Here is a 24,708-nt window from a genome sequence, read left to right as displayed (position 1 = left end):
GCCGCCGCTGGGAATCCGGACCGCACCGCCGCTGGGAATCCGGACCGCGCCGCCGGGAATTCGAACCGGGCTTCCGCCTCTCGAAGGAGACCCGGCCGGGCCGCCATCTCCCGAAGCAGACCCTTCCGGTCCGTCGCCTCTCGGAGCACTTTTCCGGGCCGTCGCCCTCCGGGGATTCGGAGTGCGGCTGGAAACGCGGAGAGGCCGGCCCCGGAGGGTCGGCCTCTTCCGCGTATGTACTTGTCGGTGCTGTGGAGCGGGTCAGTCCCAGGCGGGCAGGCTGCCCAGCGAGACGGTCAGCTCCACCGGGTGGTGGACCGGCGCGGCGATCGTGAAACGGGCGCCGAACGGGTCACGCAACTCGGCCAGAGCCGTCAGGCCGGCCTCGGACGGTTCCAGGATCACCGCGCCACCCATGCGTTCGCAGTGGTCGGCGGTGGCCTGGATGTCCTCCACCTGGAACGCGGCACGCCACCAGGCGCCCCGGAATCCGGGCGCCAGACCGGCGATGGCGTCGTGCGCGTGGTTCAGCCACTCGCCCGCGCCGAACTCGTGCTGCAGCAGCCAGCCGAACGCGGAGCCGTAGAAACGGGCCGCGCTGTCCGGGTCGTCGGTGATGAGTTCCGGCCAGGACATGGTGCCGGGCTCGTTGCCGGCCTGTGCGCCGGCGAAGTCGTACCCCTGCCAGAGGCCGATGATGGCGCCGTTCGGGTCGGCGACGATCGCGCGCCGTCCGCCGTGCGCCTCCGCCGGGTGGCTCAGGCAGTGCCCGCCGGAGAGGGCGACCTGCTCGAGCGTCTCCTCGAGGTCGGGTGTGCTCAGGTGTGTCAGCCAGCCGTCGGGCCGGTCGTACTGGCTGCGGGTGAGGCCGGCGACGGCACGCCCCCCGAGCTTGAACCGATCACCCGCCGACTCCCAGCCGAACAACTCTCCGTAGAACTGTGCCGCGCGTGCGGGGTCCGCACTCGCCAGTTCCACCCAGCAAGGTGTCAGTGGTGCATAGCCTCTGATCCGCATGTGCCGCTCCATGGTGGACATCCCCAGTTGCCTTCATACTCTACGGCACTGATAACGCTTCGTCACCACCAGCCGGTTCATTGTCCGGTTTAGAGCAGTATTAACTTACTCTTGGTGAGCAGCCGAGTGATCCAGGTTACGCATCACCGGAGTCGCGGCTACTCCGTGCAGCACCACGGACACGACGACGACGAATGCCGCGGTGGCCCACAGGAGATCGGCGTTCGGGAAATCAGCGTGCGTAACTGCGTACGCTAAGTAATAAAACGTGCCGACGCCACGGATACCGAACGTAGCGATCACCCAGTGTTCCGAGGTGCGTCCGGGCGCACCGCGCAAAGCGGCGAAAGCAGATAGTGGACGGATCACGAAGACCAGGGCGAGCCCGGCCAGAGCGGCCTGCCAGGTGAGCGGCGCCAGCAGCCCGCCGACCACCGCGCCACCGAGCAGGAGCAGCAGCAGAACGGTCATCAGCCGCTCGATCTGCTCGGCGAAATCGTGCAGCACCTGGTGGTACTCGTGGGACCGCTCGGCCGCCCGGATCGCCCGCGCCGCCACGAACACCGCGATGAAACCGTAGCCGCCGACCACCTCCACCAGCCCGTACGCCAGGAAGGTCGCGGCCAGGGCCTGGAACCCCTCGGAGTGCCGGGCCAACCGCAACGAGTCGCGCCGCGCGCGGAAGAAGAGCCGCCCGAGCAGCCGGCCGACCAGCGCGCCACCGGCCAGCCCGACCACGCCTTTGTAGAGGACGTCGACGAGCACCCAGTCGGAGAACCAGCCGGCCGGATCGAGCCCGTGCAACGCGATCGCGATCGCCGCATAGACGAACGGGAACGCCAGCCCGTCGTTGAGCCCCGCCTCCGAGGTGAGCGCGAACCGCACCTCGTCCTCGGAATCCTCCTCGTCGGTCGGCTCGCCCACCTGCACGTCCGAGGCCAGCACCGGGTCGGTCGGGGCCATCGCCGCGCCCAGCAGCAGCGCCGACGCCGGTACCAGCCCCGCCCACCACCAGCCGAGCAGCGCCGTCGCCGCGATCGTCACCGGCATCGCCACGATCAGCAGCCGCCCGGTCGACGCCCAGCGGCGCCTGCCGAACGGCCTGTCGATCTTCAGCCCGGCGCCCATCAGCGCGACGATCACGCAGATCTCGGTGAGATGCTCGGTCAGCTCCGGATGGGCCAGCGGATCAGCCTCGGGCAGGCCCAGCGGCAACCCGAACAGCAGCAGCCCCAGCCCCAGGAACGTCATCGGCATCGACAGCGGACGGCGCTCCAGGACGCGCGGCAGAATGCCCGCGAGCAGGGCCCCGGCTCCGAAGAGAGCGAACAACGCATCGGAGACCGTGACGCCCGCCAGAATCATGCGGGCGGTTTACCCGCCAAGAGCATCTCGAACCACACGGTCGATCCGCGCACCGTCGGGTCGGTGCCCCACGAGTCGCTGAGATCCTCGATCAGGCCCAGACCACGGCCCCGGCTGGCCAGGGCGTCGGCGCGGGCCCGGATCACACTGCCCCGGGTGCCGGTGTCGGCGACCGACACCAGCAGCCGCTCCCCGTTCAGATCGATGTGCACCTGGGCCGGGGTGCCGGCGTGCAGCAGGGCGTTGGTGGTCAGCTCGCTGGTGCACAGGATCGCCGAGCCGATCACCGGCTCCGGCACGTTCCACTCGCGCAGCCGCGCGGACATCCACTGCCGCACCCGGCTCGGACCGGTCGGCTCGGCCGCCACCTGCATGGTCGCCGACCGGCTCATCGCCATCGCGTGCTCCACCGCGAGGACCGCCACGTCGTCGTCGGTGGTGCCGGCCACCGCGGCGGTGGCCAGCGAGCACATGTTGCGCGGATCGCCGCTCGGCGACGCGGCCGCGGCGGCCACCAGCGCGTCCAGCCCCTCGTTGAGGGCCCGGCCACGCCGCTCGACCACCCCGTCGCTGAACATCAGGATGGTGTCGCCGCGCTCCAGCCGCAGAGTGCCGGTCTGCCAGCGCCCACCCAACCCGAGTGGGGCGCCGGGCGGCACCTTCACCAGCTCGGCGGTGGCCGGCTCGCCACCGTGCCCGGCCCGGCGCAGCACCGGCGGCGGATGCCCGGCGCTGGCCAGGGTGACCGTGCCGTCCGACGGGTCGAGGACCCCGTAGACGACGGTCACGAAGATCTCCTCGTTACGGGACTCGGCGCCCAGCGAACCGACCAGCCGGTCCAGCCCGGCCAGCACACTCGGCGGCGCCGGATCGGTCAGCGCCATCGCCCGCAGCGCGGCCCGGACCTGCCCCATCACCGCGGCGGCCCGCACGTCGTGCCCGGCCACGTCGCCGAGAACCATCGCCAGCCGGCCGTCGGCCAGGTGGAACGCGTCGTAGAAGTCGCCGCCCGCCGCGTTGCCGTCGACACCCACGTCGTAACGCGCCGCGATGCGGAAGGTGTCCAGCTCGGGCAGGTGCTCGGGGAGCATGCTGCGCTGCAGCAACTGGGCCGTGCCGTGCTGGGCCTCGAACTGCCGGGCCCGCTCGGCGGCCTGCGCGACCAGCTCGGCAGCCGCTTTCAGCAGGGCGCGCTCGGCGGGCAGCCAGACATGGGCCCGGCGGAACCCGACGGTCAGCGCGCCCCGCACCGACGGGGTGCGCAACGGCAGCGCGGCCAGCGACCGGACCAGCGTCTCGTGCCGGTCGGACGCCACCTCGCGCAGCGGCTCGCCGTCCGACACGAACGTCGCCAGACCGGTCTCGGCCGCCGCCACCGCGGGCGCCGCCGGATCCGCGCCGACCCGCCGCCACACCGGGGGCAGCCGCTCGTCGGCCTCGTCGAGCATCTCGCCGCGGATGCGGCGCACATAGCGATAGGCCAGGCCGTCGTCGACGGCCAGGACGCAGTGATCAAGATCGAAGGACGCCATCGCGTACGCCAGGACGACACGCGTGACGTCGTCGATCGTCAGCGTGGCGGCCAGCCGGGCGGTCAGCTCGCCGAGACTCTGCAGCCGGTGGACCACGTGGGTGGTCTCGGCGGCGACCGTCAGCACCCCGGCCACCTCGCCCCGCGACGTGCGGATCACCGAGTGGCCGCGGGTGTAGAAGGCGGCCTCCGGGTGCCCCGGCGCGAACGGCACCTGACTCTCCGGCTCCAGGATCGCCCGGCTGCTGCGGTGCACCTGCTGGATCACGTCGCCCAGGCCCGGCTGCTCCCACGCGTCGCCGAACGCCCGCGCGGCCGGCCGGCCCAGCGCCGACGGGTGCAACGTGTCGAGAACCTCGGCATAGGCGTCGTTGTAGATCACCGTGAAGTCGTCGCCGACGGTCAGCAGCATCGGCACCGGGGAGGCCAGCACCAGCTCGACCGCGGCCCGCACCGCCGGATCCCACCGGATGATCGGGCCGAGTGAGGTGGCCGACCAGTCGAAGGCGTGCACCAGGGCCGCGCACCCGAGCCCGGTGTGCGGCGCGCCGGACGTCTGCACGGGCACCGCGCTGAGCGGCGCCGGGTGGAGACCATCCAATCCGAACCCCGCCGCTCCGGATCCTACCGTGCCGACCATGCGGAAAGCCTATCCCGTGTGGGCCGTTTGTACGATGCCCCACCGGCCGTCCGTCCGGTTACCGACCGTTCACCGGTATCGCGGTACTCGATCATGCCACCATGCCCGCGCTCCGGGTCACCCTGTGTGAGCGGATGAGACGAATCTGACCTTGGGCTGGAACGATCGTTCACCTATAGTCGCGGCGTGACCGAACCACCGCGCGGTGTGCGCCCTGACGCCGCAGAACAGCACCAGAAGGGTGAGCCGTACCAGCCCGGTGCCGACGCCGGATGGGGTCGGACGAGCGACGAGCCCGGTCACCCGGAGTACGGGCCGGGGCCGCTGCCCGCACGGCAGCCCGGCGAACACACCCACGGCAACGAACCGGACCTGATGGATCGCCGGTACGACGCCCTCGCCGCGTGGAACGAGTCGGCACAGACCATGACGATGGCCGCGGTCGGGAACGAGCCTCGTCCCGCGTACCGGCAATCGGTTGATCCCGGGTCCTCCGCTTTTGATCCGGAGTCGTTCCGGGACGCTGTGCCGCGGCATTCCGTGCCGCCCGCGCGGACCGTGCGCCGTGCTCTCCGCACCCGCCGGGAGCGCCTGGCCGCCGGCATTATGGGAATCGTCGTGCTCGGCGGCGGTGCGGCCGTCGCCTGGGGCAGCACCGGCGAACCGGACCGCCCGGCCGTGGCCGGCGTCACCGTAGCGGCCCCGGCAACCTCGGTCGTCGTCGAGCCGACCTCCACCGAGGACGCCGCGCCGTCGCCCACGCCGTCCGTCTCGGTGTCGCCTTCGACTTCACGTTCGACATCACCCTCGGCCTCGGCCTCGCCCTCGGGCTCGCCGTTTGTCAGCAGCACCCCCTCCCGGGGCGTCACCCTGCCCGCCGGCCGTCAGTCGCGCGGCCCGGTCCGGACCCCCACGTCCGGGCCCGTCACCACCGGAAAGCCGGTATTGAGCGCCTCCTTCGGGTACGAGGACGGCGCCGGCGCGATCCAGGTGATCAATACGGGCGACGCCGACGCCACCGACTGGACCGTCGGCCTGACCGTCCCCGGCGGCGAGACCGTCACCGTGACCAGCGGCGACGTCACCGTCGTGCAGTCCGGGACCAGCGTGACCTTCCGCCCGTCCGGAACCCGGGTGCCGGCCGCCGGGCTGGTCGCCTTCTCCTTCGCCGTCGACCCGGTTCCCTCCGAGACGCCCGGCGGATGCACCATCGACGGCCGCTCCTGCGGCTGATCGCGCTTTTCGTCGTTTTCCGCTGCCTCGCCTTTCCCACCCGTCACATCGGCGGGTGGGTGAGACTGTAATCCCCGGGTCACTCTGCGGATTCAGGAGGACGGATGACCGGCCTGGACGACATGTGGCGGTCGGTGGTGCTGTTCCTGCCATCGGCGTGCGCGTTCCTGGTGATCCTCGTCGCCGGATATCTGCTGGCCCGCCTGGCCCGGACGGTCACCGCCAAGGCGCTGCGCCGCCTCGGGTTCGACAAGGCCGTCCAGCGCGGCCGGGTGCTCGGGCCCGGAGTGCCCGGCGCCACCGACGTCTGTGCGCGGCTCGTGTTCCTCGCGGTGCTGCTGATCAGTCTGCAACTCGCCTTCGGGCTGTGGGGGCCGAACCCGGCCAGTGACCTGCTCGACGCGATCATCGCCTGGCTGCCGCGGCTCTTCGTGGCGATCGTGATCGTGGTCGTCACCGCCGCGGCCGCCGGAGCCGCCCACGACCTGATCGTGGCCGTGCTCGGTGGCCTCGGGTACGCGCGGGTCCTCGCCCGGGCGGCCGCCGGCGTCATCGTCACCCTCGGCGTGATCGCCGGACTGGACCAGATCGGCGTCGCCACCTCGGTCACCCGGCCCCTGCTGATCGCGATCCTCGCCACCGTCGCCGGAGTGATCGTCGTCGGTGTCGGCGGCGGCCTGATCCGGCCCATGCAGCGGCGCTGGGAGGGATGGCTCGACCGGGCCGCCACCGAATCGGCCACCATCCGGGAGCAGGCCCGCACCCACGCGCAATCCGCCGCCGTGCGGGAGGAGGCCCGGGCTCACGCGGAGTCCGCCGCTGTCCGGGAGGAGGCCCGGGCTCACGCGGAGTCCGCAGTTGTCTTGGAGGAAGCCCGCACCCAGGCGGAGTCCGCCGCCCGAGAGGGGGCCTGGGCCCAGGAATCCGCCGCTGGACCTTCCGCCGTCGAACTTTCCGCCGTCGAACTTTCCGCCGTCGGAGCTTTTGCTGGCGAGGCGGGCGTGGAGCGGAGTGGGTCGGAACGCCTGACCGTGCCCATGCGGGAGCGGAGGGCCCCGGTGCCGGAACGTGAGGCGCCGGATCCGGGCCGGAGCGACCCGGGGCCGGACCGGAGCGACCCGGTGTCGGAACGGAAGGCGCCGGTTGCGGAGGCCGCGCCGGTCACCGAGGACTGGGAGGCACGGTGGGCCAAGGAAGCGCGCCGGGTTCCGGAACCGGAGGAGGACCGGACCCAGGTGATCAATCTGGCCGGGACCGCGGTCCTCACTCCGGGAGTGCGGCCGCCCACGGCGCCCGCTCCCGACGAGGATCCGACCGTGCCGAACCTTCTGCTCGGCGAGCCGCTCGGCAAGGTCGAGGAGGAGCCCACCAGGTTCCTTGGCGGTGACCGAGGAACCGGAGAGCAAGGAACCAGCGACCGAGGAACCGGTGACCGAGGAACCGGAGAGCAAGGAACCGGAGAGCAAGGGATAGGCGGCCAAGGGAAAAGCGGCCGAGGGGAAGGCGATCGGGGGAAAGAAGGCCAAGGGGCGAGTGGCAATCGCGGGAGCGCGCAGAGCGACGAAACGACCGTCGTCTACGGCACCGGGCAGGACACCACGGTGGTCGTCGGGCCGGAGGCGCGACCGGGAGAGCGACGGAAAGAGCGAGCGGGAGATCGGCCGGAGGTGAGGTCGGGAGACCAGCCGGGCGAGCGCGCCGACGAGCGGCCGGGCGAGCGGGCAGACGAGCGCGCCGACGAACGCACCGTCGAGCGGCCCAAGAACGGGTGAAAAGAGCAGGTGAAAAGAACGGGCGACAAGGGCGGGCGACAAGGACGGGTGACAAGAGTGGGTGACAAAAGTAAGTGACAAGGGCGGGTGGAAAGACGGAGGGCCGGCGCCGGAGAGGTCTCCGGCGCCGGCCCCGAGGGTCCGGTCAGCGTGGGTGCAGCGGGTGCAGTGGGCTCAGCGGGTGGTGGGCAGGGTCTGGGCCAGCACGCAGACCGCGAGCAGGCGGCGCAGGACCCAGTCGTTGTCGTTCCAGTCGATGTCGCCGGGCGGGGCCGTCCAGCCGTGCTGCAGGGCCGCGTCGCGGACGCCCTCGGCGTAGGCGGCCAGCAGGATCGCGGTCAGCGGGCGGGTGTCGGCGTTGAGGCTGTCGCGGACGCCGGCGGCGTGCTGGTCGATGACCGACATCAGGCCGGGGTTCTCGGCGGCGGCGGTGAGGCCGGTGACGCCGACGGCGGCGGTCAGGTCGGCGAGGGAGTTGTTGGCGGAGCGCTGGGCGGCACGGGCGGCGGCGTTGCTGAACAGACCATTCATGTGGAGAAACGTTAGGGAGCCCGGGGTGACCGACGGTTCCCCTCGCGTTGCAGGCTGGTTGAAGTCGCGGCCGTGGGGAAAACAGGGGGCGTGAACGAACCGGACGACGTGACCACGGAAGCGCTGGGCAAGCTCAGCGAGGCGCTGGAAACGGTGGAACGGGTGCGCGGGCACCTGTACAGCGCGCATCAGCTGGTGGGGAAAGCGGACTTCGCCCTGGACGAGGCGGTCTCGCTGTTCATGCAGGCGGGGCACACCGCCACCGCGGAGCGCATCCAGCGGGAGCTGATCGGGCGCGACGTCATCCCGGGGCACTGGACGTTCCAGATCGTCGAGGAGTTCGACGACGGCTACTACGCCGCTTTCCGGGACGTGGAGGGGCAGGCCCGGGACCACCACGCGGGTGGTCGCCGGCACCTGTACGAGGCGATGCTCAAGCGCCGCCGGAATCACTCCGCGTAGTCGGCCGTTTCGGGCCTGCGACGCTGCGCGTCGTCCGCGATGATGACCGTGGCGACCAGTCCGGCCACTACCACGGCGAAGAACCAGGACGCGTCGTCGACCAGCTTCGCCGCGAGGGGCGCCTGGAAGGCGGCGAGCAGAAAGCCCACCCAGGCGAACTGGCGCTGACGCTCGGAGAGGAAACCTAGAGAACGCACTCGGACATTCTGGCTCGATATGGCCGGTTCGCCGTCACCCGTTCGGCCGATTCTCAGTTGTCCGATGGTGCCCCCCGACGTACGCCTCAGTCGTTCCCTCGCCGTGATCACCGGTCTGACAGTGCTGGCAGTGGGCGGTCTGGCGGCTCTCGAGACGACGTCCGTGCCGGATGAGCGACCACGATTCGTCATGCCCGATCCGCCCGATACGCCCGCTCCGATGGAGCGGGTGATGGCGGGGCCGTTACTGGATCGTACCGGCGCATGGCTCACGCTCGGTGATGCCGCAAGTCTGGTGCGTGTGCGGTTCGCGGCTCTGCCGGACCTGCTCTACCGGATCAGCACCGCCCCGGACGCGGGTGTCGCGCCGGTGGTGTCCCGGGACGGCGGCCGGGTGGTGGTGCGGCTGCGGGCGACCGGCGACGTCGGCCTGGACGAGGTGCGGATCGTGCTCAACCAGGACGTCCGCTGGGACATCCGGCTGCCCGCGGGGGCGGGGGAGCAACAGATCAACCTCAGGGACGGCCGGGTACGCCGGATCATCCTCGGTTCGGCCGGTCTGTCCCGGGTCTGGCTGCCGGAGCCGGACGGCACGGTGCCGCTGGTGTTCACCGGCGGTGTCGGCACGGCGGTGCTGTCGGTCCGTAACGGCGCGCCGTTCCGGATCAGATTCGACGCCGGCGCCGGTTCGGTGGACACCCCGTGGACCGCCAACAACGGCACCGCCGCCGGAACGGTTCTGCGTGAACCGGCCTTCACCTGGTCGCACGACCGCTACCGGATCCGGGCGGAGGGCGGCGTCGGCGAGCTGATCATCAGGAGGAAAGCGGAACGGCCGCCCGAAGGCGGCCGTCCCGTCAAAAGTCCGAAGAGCTGATCAGATCCCGGGCCGGTCCACCTGGCCGCGCCACGAGCCGGTCTCGACCCCGCCGCGGCTCTCGATGAACTCCTTGAACCGGTGCAGGTCACCCTTGACCCGGCGGTCGATGACGCCGAGCTTGTCACCGGCGTTCTCCACGAAGCCCTGCGGGTCGAAGTCCATCTGGACGGTGACCCGGGTGTGGTCGTCGTCGAGCCGGTGGAAGGTGACCACACCGGCCTGCTTCTCGCCGCCGGTCGCGTGCCACGCCACCCGCTCGTCGGGCAGCTGCTCGGTGATCTCGGCGTCGAACTCGCGCTTCACCCCGGCGATCTCGGTCTTCCAGTGCGTACGGGTGTCGTCGAGCTGACGGATCTCGCTGACCCCCTCCATGAACTGGGGGAACTCCTCGAACTGCGTCCACTGGTTGTACGCGGCGCGAACAGGGACGTTGACGTCGACGAATTCGGTAACCGTACTCACGAGTTGTCTCCCTTGAAGTTCTGTCGTGCACAAACGGAAAAGCCCACTGAAAGTGGTGCCCGGCGAGGTGCGGCCTAAACTCGCCGGGGTGGAGACCGTTGACGCGATCGTGATCGGTGCCGGACACAACGGCCTCGTTGCCGCGAACCTGCTCGCCGACGCCGGCTGGACCGTGCAGGTGATCGAGGCGACCGCTCACCCCGGCGGCGCGGTCCGGTCCGGGGAGATCACCGCGCCCGGCTACCTGTCCGATCTGTTCAGCGCCTTCCACCCGCTGGGGTACGCCTCCCCGGTGCTGCGCGCCCTCGACCTGGACGTGCGCTGGACCCACGCGCCCGACGTGTTCAGCCACCTGCTCCCGGACGGCCGGGCCGCCACGGTCAGCCGCGACGTGCACCGGACCGCGGAGTCGATGGAGCGGTTCGCCCCGGGCGACGGACAGCGCTGGACCGACGCGTACGCGGAATGGCGTGGCATCTCGGACCGCCTGCTGGACGTGTTGTTCACACCGTTCCCGCCGATCCGTTCCGGACTCGGGCTGCTGGGCCGGCTGGGTACCGCCGACGCCCTGCGGATGGCTCGCCGCCTGCTGCTGCCGGTGTCCCAGCTGGGCCGTGAGCTGTTCGACGGCGAGGGGGCCCGGCTGGCGCTGGCCGGCTGCGCCCTGCACACCGACCTGACCCCGCAGGAGGCCGGCGGCGGTGTCTTCGGCTGGCTGCTGGCGATGCTCGGCCAGCAGGTGGGCTGGCCGGTGCCGGCCGGGGGAGCGGGCGAGCTGACGGCCGCGCTGGTGCGCCGGTTCACCGGCGAGATCGTCTACGGCACGCCGGTGTCCCGGGTGCTGGTGGCCCGCGGCCGGGCGGTCGGGGTGCGCACGGCTGACGGCCGGGACCGGCGGGCCCGCCGCGCGGTGATCGCCGACGTCCCGGCGCCGACGCTCTTCCTGAACCTGGTCGGTGAGCGCTGGCTCCCGCCCCGGATGGCCGAGGATCTGGCCCACTTCCGGTGGGACGGCGCGACGGTCAAGGTGGACTGGGCGGTGCGCGGCCAGGTGCCGTGGGCCAACCCGGAGGTCGCCGGCTCCGGCACGGTGCACCTGGGCGCCGACCTGAACGGCCTGACCCGGTACGCCGGCGCCCTGTCCTCCGACGAGCTGCCCGAGGACCCGTTCCTGCTGCTCGGCCAGATGACCACGGCTGATCCGTCCCGGTCACCGGCCGGGACCGAGTCGATGTGGGCGTACACCCATCTGCCGCACCGGCAGTCGTGGCCGGCCGACGAGATCGCCGCGCACGTGGAGCGGATGGAGTCGGTGGTGGAGCGGAGCGCGCCCGGGTTCCGGTCGCTGGTCGAGGCCCGGCACGTGTACTCCCCGGCCGACCTGGAGCGGGAGAACCCGTCGCTGGTCGGCGGCGCGCTGGGGGCGGGCACGTCGGCGGTGTTCCAGCAGTTGTTCCTGCGCCCGATCCCGGGGCTGGGCCGGGCGGACACCCCGATCGACCGGCTCTACCAGGGCGGCGCGTCGTCACATCCGGGCCCGGGGGTGCACGGGGTGCCGGGCGCGAACGCGGCCCGCGCGGCCCTGGCCCGCGACCGCGGACTGACCGGCGGGCTGTACCGCGCCGCCGTCGCCGGCGCACACCGGGCGATCTACCGCTGAGCGACGTCGGCCAGCCGGCGCAGGCTCTCCACGTTGCGCCGGTGCAGAACCAGGTCGTTGAGCTTGTTGCGGGCCCAGAGCAGCGGCCCGTCGGTGAAGTCCTCGCGCATCTCCACCCGGGTGGCGGCGCCCTCGTCCACCGGTAGCAGCCGGATCCGCACCTCGGCCGCGCCGAGCGGCCACAGACCCGCCTTCAGGTGCAGCTCCCGGCCGGGCTCGCAGGCGAGCACCGTCGACGAGTCGTGCAGCGACAGCGGCCACGGCCCGGCCTTGTGGTGCAGACGCGAGCCGGGAGCGGGCCACGCCTCGTCGACGTCGCGGATGTGCACGGTCCCGACGACCCAGTCGCTGTAGGTCCAGCCGTCGGCCAGGACGGCGAAGACCCGGTCGGGTGGAGCCTGGACGGTTCTCGACACGATAGCCACGAACACCGGTTTACCCTGCTCAGGCGGCCGGCAATCAAGCATCCATGTTTACGGTTCGGGCTGTCGGGCATTGGTCGGCGCGTACCCCACCCCAGGCTCGCCGAAGGAGACCCCGTGCGTATTGCGATGATCTCCGAGCACGCCAGTCCGCTCGGTGCCGGCGGTCGGCATGTGCACGTGGCCGACCTGTCGGACGCGCTGGCCGACCTCGGGAACGATGTGCACGTCTACACCCGCCGCGAGGATCCGGACGTGGCCGAGGTGGTGATCACCTCGAGCGGCGTGCACGTGATCCATCTGACCGCGGGCCCGGCCCGCCCGATCCCGTCCGACCTGCTGCTGCCGTACATGGGCGAGTTCGCCCGTCTCCTCGGCGAGCGCTGGCGCAACGGCTGGATGCCGGACGTCGCGCACGCCCACTACTGGACCAGCGGCCTGGCCGCGGTGACCGCCGCCAAGCGGGTCGGCGTGCCGGTCGTGCAGTCCTTCCACGAGCTGGGCGAGAACCATCGCGAGCCGATCGGTCAGGGCCCGAGCCGGGCCGAGTACGAGCGGGCCCTGGGCCGTGCCGTGGACCGGGTGGTGGCGCGCAATCAGGACGAGTTCCGGGACCTGGTGCGGATCGGGGTGCCGCGGGCGAACCTGACGGTGGTCCCGTCGGGTGTCGACAGCGAGCTGTTCACCCCGGAGGGCCCGGCGGTCCAGCGTGACCCGGAGCGCCCACGGATCCTGTCGGTGGGCCGGCTGGTCGAGCGCAAGGGTTTCGGGGACGTCGTGCAGGCCATGCGGTACGTGCCGAACGCCGAGGTGGTGGTGGTCGGTGGCCCGCCGCCGGAGCAGCTGCCGGCCGACCCGGGCGCCCGTCTGCTGCGGTCGATGGCCGAGCAGTTCCAGGTGGCCGACCGGTTCCGGCTGGTCGGCGCGGTGTCGGAACGGGACCTGCCGAGCTGGTACCGCTCCGCGGACGTGCTGATCGGGTCGCCGTGGGAGGAGCAGGCGGCGCTGGAGGCGATGGCCTGCGGTGTGCCGATCATCGGGGCCGCCGAGGGCACCCTCACCGAGACCGTGGTCGACGGCCTGACCGGTGACCTGGTCCCGGCCCGGGATCCGCGGGCGCTCGGCGGGGCGTTGCGCCGGCTGATCAACGACAAGGTGCGGCGGTTCACGTACGCCACCGCGGCGATGGACCGGGCCCGGCAGGCGTACTCGTGGAAGCGGGTGGCCGCGCAGGTCGGCTCGGTCTACGCGAGCCTGCGCCGGACCCCGGTGACAGCGGACCTGGCCGAAGAGGCGGTGTAGGCGGCCATCCACCGATCGGTGGATGGCAGGCACCGCCCGCTGTTCGATTCGGGCACCCCCGCCGTCGGGCGACGCTCGATGCATGACAGTCATCGAGGTCGAGAAACTGGCCAAACGGTACGGCGAGACCGTCGCCGTACGGGATGTCTCCTTCAATGTCGAACCGGGCGAGATCTTCGGGATCCTCGGCCCGAACGGCGCCGGCAAGACCACCACCGTGGAATGTGTCGCCGGTCTGCGCACTCCCGACGCGGGCCGGATCACGGTGCTCGGGATGCCGGCCGCCGACCCGCGGCTGCGCACCCGGATCGGCGTGCAGCTGCAGGAGAGCGAACTCCAGGACAAGATCACCGTCCGGGAGGCGCTGGAGCTGTACAGCTCGTTCTACCCGGATCCGGCCGACTGGCGTGAACTCGCCGCCGACCTGGGCCTGACCGCCAAGCTGAAGTCCCGGTTCGGCAAGCTGTCCGGCGGCCAGAAGCAGCGCCTGTCGATCGCGCTCGCGCTGATCGGCAACCCGGAGATCGCGATCCTGGACGAGCTGACCACCGGGCTGGACCCGCAGGCCCGCCGGGACACCTGGGACCTGATCTCCGGCATCCGCGACCGCGGTGTCACGCTGATCCTGGTCACCCACTTCATGGAGGAGGCCGAGCGCCTCTGCGACCGGATCGTGGTCATCGATCACGGAGCGGTCGCCGCCCTGGACACCCCGGCCGGGCTGATCCAGCGGGCCGGCGACCAGCAGAAGATCCGTTTCCGGCCGTCGGTCCCGATCGAGGACGAGCTGCTCACCGTGCTGCCCGAGGTCCGTGCGGTGCACCGGCAGGGCAACCGGATCGAGGTCACCGGCAGCGGCGACCTGCTGCACGCGGTCGTCTCGGTGCTGGCCCGTAACGGCATCACCGCCGCCGAACTGACCCTGGAACAGTCCACCCTCGACGACGCCTTCGTCCACCTGACCGGCCGGGAGTGAGCGACATGTCCGTCTTCGCCAAATTGACGCTGACCGAGATCCGGCTCACCCTGCGCGAACCGGTCTACGCCTTCTTCACGCTGCTCTTCCCGGTCCTGCTGGTCACGATCCTGGGCAACGTGCCCGACATGAAAGAGGCCCCGCCGGAGCTGGGCGGGCTGCGGGTGATCGACCTCTACGCCGGCCTCGCGCTCGGCCTGGCGATCGGCATCGTCGGGCTGCAGGGCCTGCCGTCGGTGCTGGCGACCTATCGGGAGCGGGGGATCCTGCGCCGGCTCGCCACCACCCCGGCGCCGCCGGCCGCGCTGCTCGCCGCCCAGTTGGTGATGAACCTGCTCACCATGCTGCTCTCGATGGTGCTGGTCTATACGGTCGCGATCGTCGCCTTCGACGTGCCGTTCCCGGCGAACCCGGCGCTGTTCCTGCTCGCGGTGCTGCTGAACTGCGCCGGAGCGTTCTCGCTCGGTCTGCTGCTGTCGGCTCTCGCCCCGACCGGCAAGACCGCCAACGCGATCGGCACGTTCCTGTTCTTCCCGATGATGTTCTTCGCCGGGCTGTGGGTGCCGCGCGAGCTGATGCCGGAGATCCTGGCCCGGATCGGCGACTTCACCCCGCTCGCCGCCGGTCAGGATCTGATGACCGACGCCCTCATGGGACAGTCGCCGGGCGTGCTCTCCATTACCGTTCTGGTGGGGTACCTGGTCGTCTGCGGCGCCGCTGCGGTGAAGCTGTTCCGTTGGGAGTGACGATGCCGATCCATGAGGAAGACCGGGAGCAGTGGCGCATCTGGCTCTCCTACGGAACGCTGAGCAGCGCGCTGCTCGTGGTCCTGGTGGCGTGGGAGGTCGACGACCTCTACCACGCGAGTCTCCCGGTCATCCTCGGACTGGTCGCCCTGGCCGCCGCGTGGATGTGGTTCTGGATCGACAGGCATCCGGCTTGGCAGCACCGCCGGGCACTGATGGGGGTCTTCCTCGCCGGGCTGCTCGTCATCAACCTGATGCTGGTCCTGGCCAGTCCGCTGTTCGGCATCTTCACCTGGACCGGCTACGTCTTCGTCGGTTACGCGATGCCCGGGATGTGGCAGCTCGCCGGAGTGCCGCTGGTCGCCGCGATCAACGCGCTGTCCCAGATCGGCGGATGGCGTACCTTCGCCACCGACGAGGACGGCCCGCTCATCTACGCCACCGTCCTGCTCTGCAACCTGCTGATCGCCGGGATCATGACGTTCGTGGCGATCCGCACCGACCGGGAGTCCGACACCCGGATCCGGCGGATCGACCAGCTCGCCGAGGCCAACGCGAAACTCGCCGCCGCCCTCCAGGAGAACGCCGGGCTGCACGCGCAGCTCCTGGTGCAGGCGCACGAGGCGGGTGTCCTCAACGAGCGGCAGCGGATGGCCGGCGAGATCCATGACGTACTCGCGCAGGGGTTGACCGGGATCGTCACCCAGCTGGAGGCGGCCGAGTCGCACCCGGCGGACCGGGACCGGCACCTGGTCACCGCGAAACGCCTGGCCCGGGAGAGCCTGACCGAGGCCAGGCGGTCGGTGCAGGCGCTGCGCCCGCAGCAGCTGGACGCGGCCCGGCTGCCGGACGCCCTCGACGACGTGATCCGGGCGTGGGCCGACATGCACACCGTCCGCGCTGACCTGACCGTCACCGGAGTGGCCCGGCCGATGCTGCCGGAGATCGAGACGACCCTGCTGCGGACCGCGCAGGAGGCACTGGCCAACGTGGCCAGACACGCGGCGGCGGCCCGGGTGGGGTTGACCCTGTCGTACATGGAGGATGTGGTGACCCTGGACGTCCGGGACGACGGCGCCGGATTCGACCCGGCGGCGCCGCGGGAGGTCACCGAGGAGGGCGGCTTCGGCCTGCGGGCGATGCGGGAACGACTCACCCGGATCGCCGGAACCCTCGCGGTCGAGTCGGAACCGGGCTCCGGCACCGCGATCTCCGCGTGCGTGCCGGCCATCGCGATCGGGGGAGTGGCGTGATCAGGATCGTCATCGTGGACGACCATCCCGTCGTCCGGGACGGGTTGCGGGGCATGTTCACCGGCGACGACCGGTTCACCGTGCTCGGCGAGGCCGGTGACGGCCGGGAGGCGCTCGCGGTCACCGAGGCGGTCACCCCCGACGTGATCCTGATGGACCTGCGGATGCCGGTGATGGACGGCGTCACCACGATCCGTGAGCTGCGCACCCGCGGGTCGACGGCCCGCGTCCTGGTCCTCACCACCTACGACACCGACAGTGACGTGCTGCCCGCGATCAAGGCCGGCGCCACCGGCTACCTGCTCAAGGACACCCCGCGCGAGGACCTGTTCCGGGCCGTCGTCTCCGCGCACCGCGGCGAGTCGGTGCTCTCCCCGGCGGTCGCCGGCCGCCTGATGGGCCAGCTGCGCTCACCCGCCAAGGAACCCCTCAGCCAGCGCGAGATCGAGGTGCTGACCCTGATCGCCCGCGGCTGCACCAACCGGGAGACCGCCACCCGCCTGTTCATCAGCGAGGCCACGGTCAAGACGCACCTGCTGCACGCCTACGCCAAACTCGGGGTCCGGGACCGGGCGTCCGCGGTCGCCACCGCCATCGAGCAGGGCTTGATTCGCAGAGATTGATTTTGTACGCCAGGGCACGGCGCTGTGGCCACACCGCGAGGAGGGCGCCGGGTCACGGCCGCCACGGCGACCGCCGGGAGAGGGGCGGTGGTCCGGGGCCACCGGGTGCAGACTGGGGGAATGGACGAGTACGTGCAGGCCGCACCGGCTGCGGTGCTGCGCCCGTACATCGCCTTCTACTCCGGCTACCGGCAACGGGGCCTGGCTCCCGCCGTACACCGCGGCCTGCCTTCGCCCTTTCTGACCTTGATCCTCACCCTGGACGAGCCGCTGGTGATCGCCGCCCACCCCGACCCGCGCCAGGCCCCCGGCAGTTTCGCCGCCCTGGCCGGTGGCCTGCACCTGACCCCGGCGCTGATCACCCACGACGGCAGCCAGTCCGGCGTGCAGCTGGCGGTCCGCCCGCTCGGCTGCCGCGCCCTGTTCGGCCTGCCCGCCGCCGAGCTGGCCCACCTGGACGTGGACGGCGAGGCTCTGCTGGGCCGTCGTTTTGTGGCCGGGACCAGGGAGAGGCTGGCGGCGGCCGGGGACTGGCCGTCCCGTTTCGCCGTCCTGGACCGCGCGTTCACCGCCCGCCTGCGCCCGGCCGAGCCGCCCGAGCGGGTGGCCCGGGCGTTCCGCCTGATCGTCGCGGGTTCCCCGGTGCTCGAGGTGGCCCGTGAGGTCGGCTGGAGCCCGCGCCACCTGACCACCCGTTTCCACGCCGAGGTCGGCCTGCGCCCGAAGGAGGCCGCCCGGGTGGCCCGCTTCGACCGTGCCCGCCGCGCGATCCGTCCGGGCGTCCGCCTGTCCGAGGTGGCTGCCACCCACGGTTACGCCGACCAGTCCCACCTGGTCCGCGACTTCCAGGCGTTCGCGGGTTGCGCACCGTCCCGCTGGCTCTCCGGCGAGCCCGATCGGGTGAACGACCCGGACGGGTGACGGCTGCCGTTTTCCGACATCGATATGGTGCCGGGAGTGTGTGCGATGGCACCCTGCTGCCATGGACATCGGTGGATTCGAGGCGCCGCAGGGCCGGGAACGTCCAGGAGAGCCGGTGCGCGGGCCCTGGCACGCGGTCGATTTCGACACCCTGCCGCCGGCCGACATCATCATCGAGATCGACCGGGTCGTGCCGACGTTGCGGGAGATCCGGCCGCCGGTGGAGAAACCCGGGTTCACCGACGGGGTTCTGAAGAACCTGGACTGGGCGGCCCTGACCCATCCGGACATGTCGCCGTGGGAGTGCCAGCCGGATCTGGAGCGGATCGGCCGCCAGCTGTCCCGGATCGACGCCCTGCTGGCCCGGGTGACCCGGCTGCCGGTGCCCGCCGACCGGCTCGCCACCAGCCTCACCGACGTCGGCGCCTGCCTGGAGGAACTCACCCGCACCTGCCGTGACCTTGGGGCTGCCGAGCTGCACCGGCTGCCGGACGCCGACGACTGGATCACCGCCCTGGACCGGGCGGTCACCGGGCTGGAGCGCGGCGACGGCCCCCGGCGCCCGGCCGCGAACCTGACCGTGCGGGACGGCCACGCGGTCATGTACGTCCTCGGCGACACCCTGCACGTCATCCACCACTGCGCCGTCGACCCGCCGGTGATCGAGGTCGGCACCCTGGTGGCGTACGACGAGACCGCCGGCACCGAGATCTGGTTCCACGGCATCGAACCGCCCCGGCGGCCCGGCCTGCGGATCCTGCGGTCGCACGGCGTCTCGGTGAGCACCGGCGATCAGCGGCGGGACGTCTTCGGCCACCGGATCGGCTCCTGCCCGCTGGCACTGGGCGTCCTGGTGGCGCTGCCCGCGGTGCGCCCGGCGATCCGCGCCTGCCGGACCGGTGACGACGACGCCCGGCCGGCCCTGCACGCGGCGATCCGGCAGACGGTGGTCGCGGTCGACATCAGCGTGCTGGTCACCGGCGAGCAGCCCTCGCCGGGGCGGGAGGTGCGGCTGACCGTCCGGCACGGCGCCGGCCGGCAGTAGTTCGCTTTTGTCCAAGCCACCGCCCGGTCCGGTGACGAGGATGGGGGCATGACCGACATTCAGGCACCAGCGCCACAGGTGTGGCCGTCACTGTGGGCGACCGACGCCCCCGCGCTCATCCGGTTCCTCGTCGAGGCGTTCGGATTCGAGGAGACCGTCGTCCACTCCGACGGCGACGTGATCCAGCACTGCCAGCTGAGCTGGCCGCCGGGTGGTGGTCTGATGCTCGGCTCGGTCCGGGACGATCCGAGCAGCCCCTGGCAGCTGACGCCCGGCACGTTCGGCGCCTATGTGGTCGCCGACGACATCGACGCGCTGCACGCCCGCGCGGTCGCGGCCGGCGCCGAGATCCTCAAGCCGCCGTCCGACACCGACTACGGTTCCCGCGATTTCATGGCCCGCGACCCGGAGGGCAACCTGTGGTCGTTCGGCACGTACCGCGGGGAGAAACCACGGAACCCGGCCACCACGGGTGACCGGGCCCGGAGTGGTTCAGTGCCCGAGGGCCTTGGCCAGGTCGTCGCGGAAGGCCCGCTCGGCGTCGGTGACGGTCTCGCCGCCGATGCCGAGGACACCGCCGGTGGAGGCCGCGCCCACCACCTCGTCGGCGATCTCCACGAGCCAGTGCTTGTAGGTCTCCGCGTCGGCCGGGGCGGCCTTGGCGGCGAGCAGGGCGGCGGCCTCGGCGGCCCGGGACACGACGTCCGCGGCGTACGCCACCGGGTCGCCGGGCTGGATCACCGGCGCCTCCTCGCCGATCTCCGGGTCACCGGACTCGGCGACGGCGGCCTTGGCGGCGGCGGAGACCAGGACGCTGGCGGAGGCGCGCGCGTCGGAGATCCGGTCCAGTCCGGCGGCCGTCTCGGCCCGGGTCTTGCGGGCGCTGTCCGGGCTGGCGGCGCTGGCCGCGGTGAGCACCGACTGCGGCAGGCCGGCCAGCAGCCCCCACTCGGCGTCGGTGTATCCGAGTTCGGCGTAGAGCGGTCGATCCGTCACGGCTTGTCCTTCCCTTTCGGCGGCCTGTTCGGTGGCCGACAGCATTGTTACTTACCCTTTCCGGTCGCTGTCGCACCCTGTGATGATCGTGCCCATGTCCCACCGGCTGATCTGTTCCGGACTTTTTGTCTCCTGGGCTCTGCACGATCTCGAAGAGGTCCTGACCGCCTCCTGGTGGTCGGCCCGCACCACACCCCGGCTGCTCGCCGAGGGCTGGCCGCCGGGGCTGGTCGCCGCCCAGTTCACCGCCCGTCAGATCCTGGACTAGGGCCGGGCCTCGTACACGATGTTGAACGGGGTCTCGGCCACCCGGCGGAACCGGGTGAAACCGGCGTCCCGGGCCAGGCGGCCGACCGGTTCCTCGCCGGCCTGCGCGCCCAGTGACCAGCCGCCGTCCTGGGACAGCGCGTTCGGCACGCACAGGAACGCCGAGAACGAGTAGTAGACCCGGCCGACCGGGTTCAGGTTGTCGGCCACCGAGGCCCCGGCCGCCGGTTCCACGATCATCCAGATGCCGTCCGGGGTGAGCTGGGAGCGCACGTGCCGGGCGGCGCCGAGCGGGTCGCCCATGTCGTGCAGGGCGTCGAACGTGGTCACCAGGTCGTAGGGGCCGCCGCCGAACGACTGGGCGCCCGCCACCTCGAAACCGGCCCGGCCGTCCAGCCCGGCGTCGGCGGCCCGCTTCCGGGCCTGGTCGATCGACCCGTGGTGCGGATCCGACCCGGTGAACACCGACTTCGGGTACGCCCGCGCCATCAGCACCGTGGACGCCCCGTGTCCACAGCCGACGTCGGCCACCCGTACCCCGGCGTGCAGTCGCTCCTCGGCCCCGTCGAGAGCCGGAAGCCATTCGGCGACCAGGTGGGCCCTGTATCCGGGCCGGAAGAACCGTTCACACCCGGCGAACACGTCGTCGTCGTGCCGGTCCCAGCCCAGCCCGGCGCCGGTCCGGAACGCCTCGGTGATCCGCGGCTCCGCCCGCAGGGCGCCGAGCGCCAGCTGGAACGCGCCGGGCGCGAAGATCGGCCCGTCCGGATCGGTCAGCGCGAACGCCTGCTCCGGGGTGAGCGAATAGCGCCCGCTCGCCGGGTCGTACTCGACGTAACCGCCGGCGGCCTGGCCCCGCAGCCACTCCTCGACGTACCGGGCCGACGTCCGGGTCCGGGCGGCCAGCTCCTCCGGCAGCGCCGGGCTGTCGGCCAGCGCCCGGTACAGCCCGAGCCGGTCGCCGATCACGATCCCGCCGGCCGCCATCGTCGCGCCCAGGTCCCCGACGAACCGGTGCACGAACTCCATCAGTTTCGCTTCGTTGACTGTCATGCCTCTGTTCTATGCGGGTACCGGCCCGGGTGAATCCGTGTCGGCTACCTAGCTCGGGCAGCGGAGTCACCCATTCCGGAACCTAGACTCCGCGGCATGGGCCGGATCCTGCTGGAGCGGGAGCACGAGCTGGGCGCGGTCGCCCGGCGGGCCCTGGCCGGGCACGGTTCGGTCGTGCTGGTCACCGGCGAGGCGGGCATCGGCAAGTCGAGTCTGGTCGACGCGATCCGCTCGGTGCTCCCGGCCGAGGGCCGGCTGCTCGTCGGGTACTGCGACGACCTGGCCACCCCGCGGGTGCTGGGGCCGTTGCGGGACCTGGTCGGCAAGGTGGGCGCCGGGCTGACCGAGGCGCTCGCCTCCTCCGACCGCGGCCGGGTCTTCGAGGCGTTCCGGGCCGAGCTGGACTGGCCCGGCCACCCGACCGTGCTGGTGATGGAGGATCTGCACTGGGCCGACGAGGCCACCCTGGACGTGCTGCGGTTCCTGGTCCGGCGGATCGCCGCGCTGCCGGTGGTGATGGTCGGCACCTACCGCGACGACGAGATCGGCGCCGACCATCCGCTGCGCGGCCTGCTGGGGCTGGCGGCGAGCACCCCGATGCGCCGGTTGCCGCTGGCCCGGCTCTCCGAGGACGCGGTGCGCAGCCTGGTCGCCGGCCGGGGCCTGGACTCCGGCCGGGTCTTCGCGGTCACCTCCGGCAATCCGTTCTTCGTCACCGAGGTCCTCGGCACCGGCGACGCCGACGGTGTCCCGGCGACCGTCGCCGAAGCGGTGTACGCCCGGCTGCGCTCGGTGGACCAGCCCTGCCGGGAGGCGCTCGGATTCCTCGCGGTGGTCCCGTCGGCGGTGGAGTCGTGGCTGGTCGAGGCGGTGGTGCCGGGCGGACTGGAGGCGGTCGCGGCGGCCGAGGACCGGGGCCTGCTGACCGTCACGCCGGCCCGGGTGGCGTTCCGGCACGAGCTGATGCGCCGGGCGGTGGCCGCGTCGATGCCGGTGTCCCGGCGGATCGCCGCGAACCGGGCGGTGCTGGCCGCGCTGCTGCGGCACGGCGGCGCCGACCTGTCCCGGATCGTGCACCACGCCGCCGAGTGCGGCGACACCGCGCTGATCGTCCGATGTGCCCCGGAGGCCGCGGCCGAGGCGGTCGCCGCCGGTTCGCACCGGGAGGCGGCCGCCCACTACCGCCTGGTCCTGGAGCACCGGGCGATGTTCCCGCCGGACCGGCGCGCGGACCTGCTGGAGGCGTACGCCGAGGAGTGTTACCTGCTGGGCCTGGCCGAACCGGCGGTGACCGCCCAGCGGGAGGCGGTCGCGCTGCGCCGGGCGGCGTCCGGCCCGGCGCCGGCCGCACTCGGGCTCGCGCTGCGACGGCTCTCCCGGGTGCACTGGTACCACGGCGACCGCCGGCTCGCCGAGACCGCCGCGATCGAGGCCGTTGACGTGCTGGAACGAGCCGGCGACGACGCGGCGCTGGCGTTCGGGCTGAGCAACAGGTCGCAGTTGCACGCGCTCGGCGGGCAGGCCGCCGCAGCCGTCACGGTCGGGCGGCGGGCGATCACCCTGGCCCGGGCGGCCGGTACCGCCGGGGTGCTGTCGCACGCGCTGAACAACGTCGGTTACGCGCTCTGGGACCTGGGCGATCCGCGGGGCGAGACGATGCTGACGGAGAGTCTGGCCGTCGCGCTCGCCGCCGGGGAGAACGACCACGCCGGCCGGGCGTACGCCAACCTGGCCTGGCATCTGATCGACGACCTGCGGATGCGGGAGGCGGTGCGGCTGCTGGCCGAGGGGACCGCGTTCGCCGAACGTACCGAAACCCTGGGTTTTCTGCGGTATCTGCACATCACCAGGTCGGTGGCGCATCTGCGGCTCGGTGAGTGGGACGCGGCCGACCGGCACGCGGCCTGGGCGGACGGCGCGCCGCGGGTGATGCGCAGCCCGGCCCTGACGGTGCTCGGCCTGACCCGGCTGCGGCGGGGCCGTCCCGGTGGCGCGGCCCTGCTCGCCGAGTCGTGGGAGATCGCCCGGGACATCGGTGAGGCGCAGCGGGTCGGCCCGGCCGGGGCGGCGGTGGCCGAGGCAGCCTGGCTGCGTGGTGATCCGGCCGAGGCGGCGCGGCTGGTTCCGGTCTACCGGCGGGTGCTGGCCGCGGAGGGTGGCCGCCGGCTGGCCGCGTTCGGTTACTGGCTGCGCCGGCTGGGCGCGGACGTGCCCGTCTCCGCGCCGTACGACGCCCTGCTCGGCGGTGATCCGGATGGGCCACGCGAGGCGGCGCGAGTCTGGGACCGAGCCGGTGCGCGGTACGAGCAGGCCCTCGCGCTGAGTCACAGCGACACGGTCGACGACCTGCTCACGGCGGTCCGAATCCTCGACGCGCTGGACGCCGATCCGCTCGCGCGGCGGGTCCGGGCCCGGCTCCGGGACCTGGGCGTGGCCCGGATCCCGCGCGGTCCCCGGCCGGCCACCCGGGACAACCCGGCCGGGCTGACCGGCCGTCAGGCGGAGGTGCTGCGCCTGCTCGCCGAGGGGCTGAGCAATCCGGAGATCGCCGGCCGCCTGGTCCTGTCGGTGCGCACGGTGGACGCGCACGTCGCCGCGATCCTGGCGAAACTGGAGGTACCGACCCGCCGGGCGGCGGTGGCGGCGGCCCGGGAACGGGGCCTGACAGAATCATGACGTGCGCGAGGTGGTGGACGGGGTCTTCGAGCTCCGCCTGGGACATGTCAACGTCCACGTGGTCGTCACCGACGACGGGGTGGTGCTGGTCGACACCGGGCTGCCCGGCCGGGTGCCGCTCGTCGAGCGCGGGCTGCGCAAGATCGGGCGGTCGCTGGCCGAGGTGACGTCGATCCTGGTCACGCACCGGCACCCGGATCACATCGGCGGCCTGGCCGAGCTGCGGGAGCGCACCGGCGCCCGGGTCTTCGCGCACGCCGCCGAGGCGCCGTGGATCACCGGGCACGTTCCGGCGGCCGAGCCGGTGGGCCGTCTCGCGAAACTGATGTCCCGGGCGATCGGCACCGTCACCCCGACGAAGATCGACCAGCTGATCACCGCCGACGGCTCGGAGCCGCTGCCCGGGTTCACCGCCCTGCACACCCCGGGCCACACCCGCGGTCACCTGTCGTACCTGCTGGATCGCAGTGGGGGTGTGCTCTTCACCGGGGACGCCGCGGGCAGCCGCCGGGGCAAGGTCTCCGGACCGCCGCACCCGGTCACCGTCGATCCGGCCCGCGCCGGGGAGAGCCTGGCCCGGCTGGCCGACCTGGAGTTCGAGCACGCCGTCTTCGGGCACGGCCGCCCGGTCTCCGGCCTCGCGGTGGAGGAGTTCCGCAAGGCGGTGGCCTGACCGGC

General features: G+C 72.3%; 23 protein-coding genes and 2 pseudogenes. 16 read left to right on the top strand and 9 right to left on the bottom strand.

What is annotated here, in order from left to right; translation table 11 throughout:
- Positions 1 to 261: 261 nt before the first annotated feature.
- The 3 genes from Aco03nite_RS09030 to Aco03nite_RS09020 form a co-directional block, all read right to left on the bottom strand.
- A complete protein-coding gene (locus tag Aco03nite_RS09030) occupies positions 262 to 978 on the bottom strand; it encodes a VOC family protein (protein WP_239145006.1) in 717 nt (238 codons plus the stop codon).
- A 144-nt stretch (positions 979 to 1,122) separates the two neighbouring features.
- Positions 1,123 to 2,382: a cation:proton antiporter gene (locus Aco03nite_RS09025; RefSeq protein ID WP_203794308.1), complete on the bottom strand. Its 1,260-nt coding sequence runs from the start codon at positions 2,380 to 2,382 to the stop codon at positions 1,123 to 1,125.
- Positions 2,379 to 4,553: an ATP-binding SpoIIE family protein phosphatase gene (locus tag Aco03nite_RS09020; RefSeq protein ID WP_203794307.1), complete on the bottom strand. Its 2,175-nt coding sequence runs from the start codon at positions 4,551 to 4,553 to the stop codon at positions 2,379 to 2,381. The genes Aco03nite_RS09025 and Aco03nite_RS09020 overlap by 4 nt, the downstream gene beginning before the upstream one ends.
- A gap of 186 nt (positions 4,554 to 4,739) precedes the next feature.
- On the opposite strand from Aco03nite_RS09020, the gene Aco03nite_RS09015 reads away from it, so the two are divergent.
- Positions 4,740 to 5,786: a cellulose binding domain-containing protein gene (locus tag Aco03nite_RS09015; protein WP_203794306.1), complete on the top strand. Its 1,047-nt coding sequence runs from the start codon at positions 4,740 to 4,742 to the stop codon at positions 5,784 to 5,786.
- 104 nt (positions 5,787 to 5,890) lie between these two features.
- Positions 5,891 to 6,712, top strand: a pseudogene (locus Aco03nite_RS55025) (mechanosensitive ion channel family protein); the annotation flags it as partial.
- 1,020 nt (positions 6,713 to 7,732) lie between these two features.
- Here Aco03nite_RS55025 and Aco03nite_RS09005 read toward each other — a convergent pair.
- Complete coding sequence (locus Aco03nite_RS09005; RefSeq protein WP_203794305.1) at positions 7,733 to 8,089, bottom strand: DUF6401 family natural product biosynthesis protein; 357 nt, start codon at positions 8,087 to 8,089, stop codon at positions 7,733 to 7,735.
- A gap of 90 nt (positions 8,090 to 8,179) precedes the next feature.
- Here Aco03nite_RS09005 and Aco03nite_RS09000 point away from each other — a divergent pair, with 90 nt between their 5' ends.
- Positions 8,180 to 8,551, top strand: coding sequence for a hypothetical protein (locus Aco03nite_RS09000; RefSeq protein WP_307837632.1), 372 nt, complete (start codon positions 8,180 to 8,182; stop codon positions 8,549 to 8,551).
- On the opposite strand, the gene Aco03nite_RS08995 is transcribed toward Aco03nite_RS09000, so the two are convergent.
- Entirely contained in the window at positions 8,539 to 8,748 is a 210-nt protein-coding gene (locus Aco03nite_RS08995) for a hypothetical protein (RefSeq protein WP_203794303.1), read from the bottom strand. The two genes, Aco03nite_RS09000 and Aco03nite_RS08995, sit on opposite strands and share 13 nt — an antisense overlap.
- A 232-nt stretch (positions 8,749 to 8,980) precedes the next feature.
- Here Aco03nite_RS08995 and Aco03nite_RS08990 point away from each other — a divergent pair, with 232 nt between their 5' ends.
- Positions 8,981 to 9,625, top strand: a complete 645-nt coding sequence (locus Aco03nite_RS08990; RefSeq protein ID WP_239145004.1) for a hypothetical protein — start codon at positions 8,981 to 8,983, stop codon at positions 9,623 to 9,625.
- On the opposite strand, the gene Aco03nite_RS08985 is transcribed toward Aco03nite_RS08990, so the two are convergent.
- Entirely contained in the window at positions 9,626 to 10,090 is a 465-nt protein-coding gene (locus Aco03nite_RS08985) for an SRPBCC family protein (RefSeq protein WP_203794302.1), read from the bottom strand.
- An 88-nt stretch (positions 10,091 to 10,178) separates the two neighbouring features.
- Here Aco03nite_RS08985 and Aco03nite_RS08980 point away from each other — a divergent pair, with 88 nt between their 5' ends.
- Complete coding sequence (locus Aco03nite_RS08980) at positions 10,179 to 11,750, top strand: phytoene desaturase family protein (protein ID WP_203794301.1); 1,572 nt, start codon at positions 10,179 to 10,181, stop codon at positions 11,748 to 11,750.
- Here Aco03nite_RS08980 and Aco03nite_RS08975 read toward each other — a convergent pair.
- Complete coding sequence (locus tag Aco03nite_RS08975) at positions 11,741 to 12,181, bottom strand: SRPBCC family protein (RefSeq protein ID WP_307837631.1); 441 nt, start codon at positions 12,179 to 12,181, stop codon at positions 11,741 to 11,743. The two genes, Aco03nite_RS08980 and Aco03nite_RS08975, sit on opposite strands and share 10 nt — an antisense overlap.
- A 108-nt stretch (positions 12,182 to 12,289) precedes the next feature.
- On the opposite strand from Aco03nite_RS08975, the gene Aco03nite_RS08970 reads away from it, so the two are divergent.
- The 8 genes and pseudogenes from Aco03nite_RS08970 to Aco03nite_RS08935 all read left to right on the top strand — a co-directional run.
- Positions 12,290 to 13,474, top strand: coding sequence for a glycosyltransferase (locus Aco03nite_RS08970; protein ID WP_203794300.1), 1,185 nt, complete (start codon positions 12,290 to 12,292; stop codon positions 13,472 to 13,474).
- Positions 13,475 to 13,556: 82 nt separating this feature from the next.
- The gene (locus tag Aco03nite_RS08965) at positions 13,557 to 14,450 is read left to right on the top strand and encodes an ABC transporter ATP-binding protein (protein ID WP_203794299.1); all 894 of its coding nucleotides are present in this window, start codon (positions 13,557 to 13,559) and stop codon (positions 14,448 to 14,450) included.
- Between the two features lie 5 nt (positions 14,451 to 14,455).
- On the top strand, positions 14,456 to 15,196 hold the full coding sequence (locus tag Aco03nite_RS08960) for an ABC transporter permease (protein ID WP_203794298.1): 741 nt from the start codon (positions 14,456 to 14,458) through the stop codon (positions 15,194 to 15,196).
- 2 nt (positions 15,197 to 15,198) lie between these two features.
- Entirely contained in the window at positions 15,199 to 16,449 is a 1,251-nt protein-coding gene (locus Aco03nite_RS08955) for a sensor histidine kinase (RefSeq protein ID WP_203794297.1), read from the top strand.
- The gene (locus Aco03nite_RS08950; protein WP_203794296.1) at positions 16,446 to 17,072 is read left to right on the top strand and encodes a response regulator; all 627 of its coding nucleotides are present in this window, start codon (positions 16,446 to 16,448) and stop codon (positions 17,070 to 17,072) included. The genes Aco03nite_RS08955 and Aco03nite_RS08950 overlap by 4 nt, the downstream gene beginning before the upstream one ends.
- A gap of 120 nt (positions 17,073 to 17,192) precedes the next feature.
- Complete coding sequence (locus tag Aco03nite_RS08945; RefSeq protein WP_203794295.1) at positions 17,193 to 17,993, top strand: helix-turn-helix transcriptional regulator; 801 nt, start codon at positions 17,193 to 17,195, stop codon at positions 17,991 to 17,993.
- A 61-nt stretch (positions 17,994 to 18,054) separates the two neighbouring features.
- Positions 18,055 to 19,038: a hypothetical protein gene (locus Aco03nite_RS08940; protein WP_203794294.1), complete on the top strand. Its 984-nt coding sequence runs from the start codon at positions 18,055 to 18,057 to the stop codon at positions 19,036 to 19,038.
- 48 nt (positions 19,039 to 19,086) lie between these two features.
- Positions 19,087 to 19,455: pseudogene (locus tag Aco03nite_RS08935) on the top strand (VOC family protein); the annotation flags it as partial.
- 75 nt (positions 19,456 to 19,530) lie between these two features.
- Here Aco03nite_RS08935 and Aco03nite_RS08930 read toward each other — a convergent pair.
- Positions 19,531 to 20,034, bottom strand: coding sequence for a hypothetical protein (locus Aco03nite_RS08930; protein ID WP_203794293.1), 504 nt, complete (start codon positions 20,032 to 20,034; stop codon positions 19,531 to 19,533).
- 94 nt (positions 20,035 to 20,128) lie between these two features.
- On the opposite strand from Aco03nite_RS08930, the gene Aco03nite_RS08925 reads away from it, so the two are divergent.
- Complete coding sequence (locus tag Aco03nite_RS08925; RefSeq protein WP_203794292.1) at positions 20,129 to 20,302, top strand: hypothetical protein; 174 nt, start codon at positions 20,129 to 20,131, stop codon at positions 20,300 to 20,302.
- Here the strand turns inward: Aco03nite_RS08925 and Aco03nite_RS08920 are convergent.
- Positions 20,299 to 21,354 (bottom strand): class I SAM-dependent methyltransferase, encoded by a 1,056-nt coding sequence (locus tag Aco03nite_RS08920; protein WP_203794291.1) that lies wholly within the window; start codon positions 21,352 to 21,354, stop codon positions 20,299 to 20,301. The two genes, Aco03nite_RS08925 and Aco03nite_RS08920, sit on opposite strands and share 4 nt — an antisense overlap.
- A gap of 96 nt (positions 21,355 to 21,450) precedes the next feature.
- On the opposite strand from Aco03nite_RS08920, the gene Aco03nite_RS54010 reads away from it, so the two are divergent.
- Both Aco03nite_RS54010 and Aco03nite_RS08910 read left to right on the top strand, forming a co-directional pair.
- On the top strand, positions 21,451 to 24,030 hold the full coding sequence (locus Aco03nite_RS54010; protein WP_275415852.1) for an ATP-binding protein: 2,580 nt from the start codon (positions 21,451 to 21,453) through the stop codon (positions 24,028 to 24,030).
- Position 24,031: 1 nt separating this feature from the next.
- Positions 24,032 to 24,703, top strand: a complete 672-nt coding sequence (locus Aco03nite_RS08910; protein ID WP_239145003.1) for an MBL fold metallo-hydrolase — start codon at positions 24,032 to 24,034, stop codon at positions 24,701 to 24,703.
- Positions 24,704 to 24,708: the final 5 nt, after the last annotated feature.

It is taken from the genome of Actinoplanes couchii, assembly GCF_016862075.1.
Taxonomy (GTDB): domain Bacteria; phylum Actinomycetota; class Actinomycetes; order Mycobacteriales; family Micromonosporaceae; genus Actinoplanes; species Actinoplanes couchii.
This window is presented reverse-complemented; position numbering and strand designations above follow the sequence as displayed.

What these genes read in the sequence shown, in the direction of transcription:
- Aco03nite_RS09025 (WP_203794308.1), bottom strand. Translation starts at nt 2,382, where the DNA reads ATGATTCTGGCGGGCGTCACGGTCTCCGATGCGTTGTTCGCTCTCTTC.
- Aco03nite_RS09020 (WP_203794307.1), bottom strand. Translation starts at nt 4,553, where the DNA reads ATGGTCGGCACGGTAGGATCCGGAGCGGCGGGGTTCGGATTGGATGGT.
- Aco03nite_RS09005 (WP_203794305.1), bottom strand. Translation starts at nt 8,089, where the DNA reads ATGAATGGTCTGTTCAGCAACGCCGCCGCCCGTGCCGCCCAGCGCTCC.
- Aco03nite_RS08990 (WP_239145004.1), top strand. Translation starts at nt 8,981, where the DNA reads ATGGCGGGGCCGTTACTGGATCGTACCGGCGCATGGCTCACGCTCGGT.
- Aco03nite_RS08965 (WP_203794299.1), top strand. Translation starts at nt 13,557, where the DNA reads ATGACAGTCATCGAGGTCGAGAAACTGGCCAAACGGTACGGCGAGACC.
- Aco03nite_RS08960 (WP_203794298.1), top strand. Translation starts at nt 14,456, where the DNA reads ATGTCCGTCTTCGCCAAATTGACGCTGACCGAGATCCGGCTCACCCTG.
- Aco03nite_RS08955 (WP_203794297.1), top strand. Translation starts at nt 15,199, where the DNA reads ATGCCGATCCATGAGGAAGACCGGGAGCAGTGGCGCATCTGGCTCTCC.
- Aco03nite_RS08945 (WP_203794295.1), top strand. Translation starts at nt 17,193, where the DNA reads ATGGACGAGTACGTGCAGGCCGCACCGGCTGCGGTGCTGCGCCCGTAC.
- Aco03nite_RS08940 (WP_203794294.1), top strand. Translation starts at nt 18,055, where the DNA reads ATGGACATCGGTGGATTCGAGGCGCCGCAGGGCCGGGAACGTCCAGGA.
- Aco03nite_RS08925 (WP_203794292.1), top strand. Translation starts at nt 20,129, where the DNA reads ATGTCCCACCGGCTGATCTGTTCCGGACTTTTTGTCTCCTGGGCTCTG.
- Aco03nite_RS08920 (WP_203794291.1), bottom strand. Translation starts at nt 21,354, where the DNA reads ATGACAGTCAACGAAGCGAAACTGATGGAGTTCGTGCACCGGTTCGTC.
- Aco03nite_RS54010 (WP_275415852.1), top strand. Translation starts at nt 21,451, where the DNA reads ATGGGCCGGATCCTGCTGGAGCGGGAGCACGAGCTGGGCGCGGTCGCC.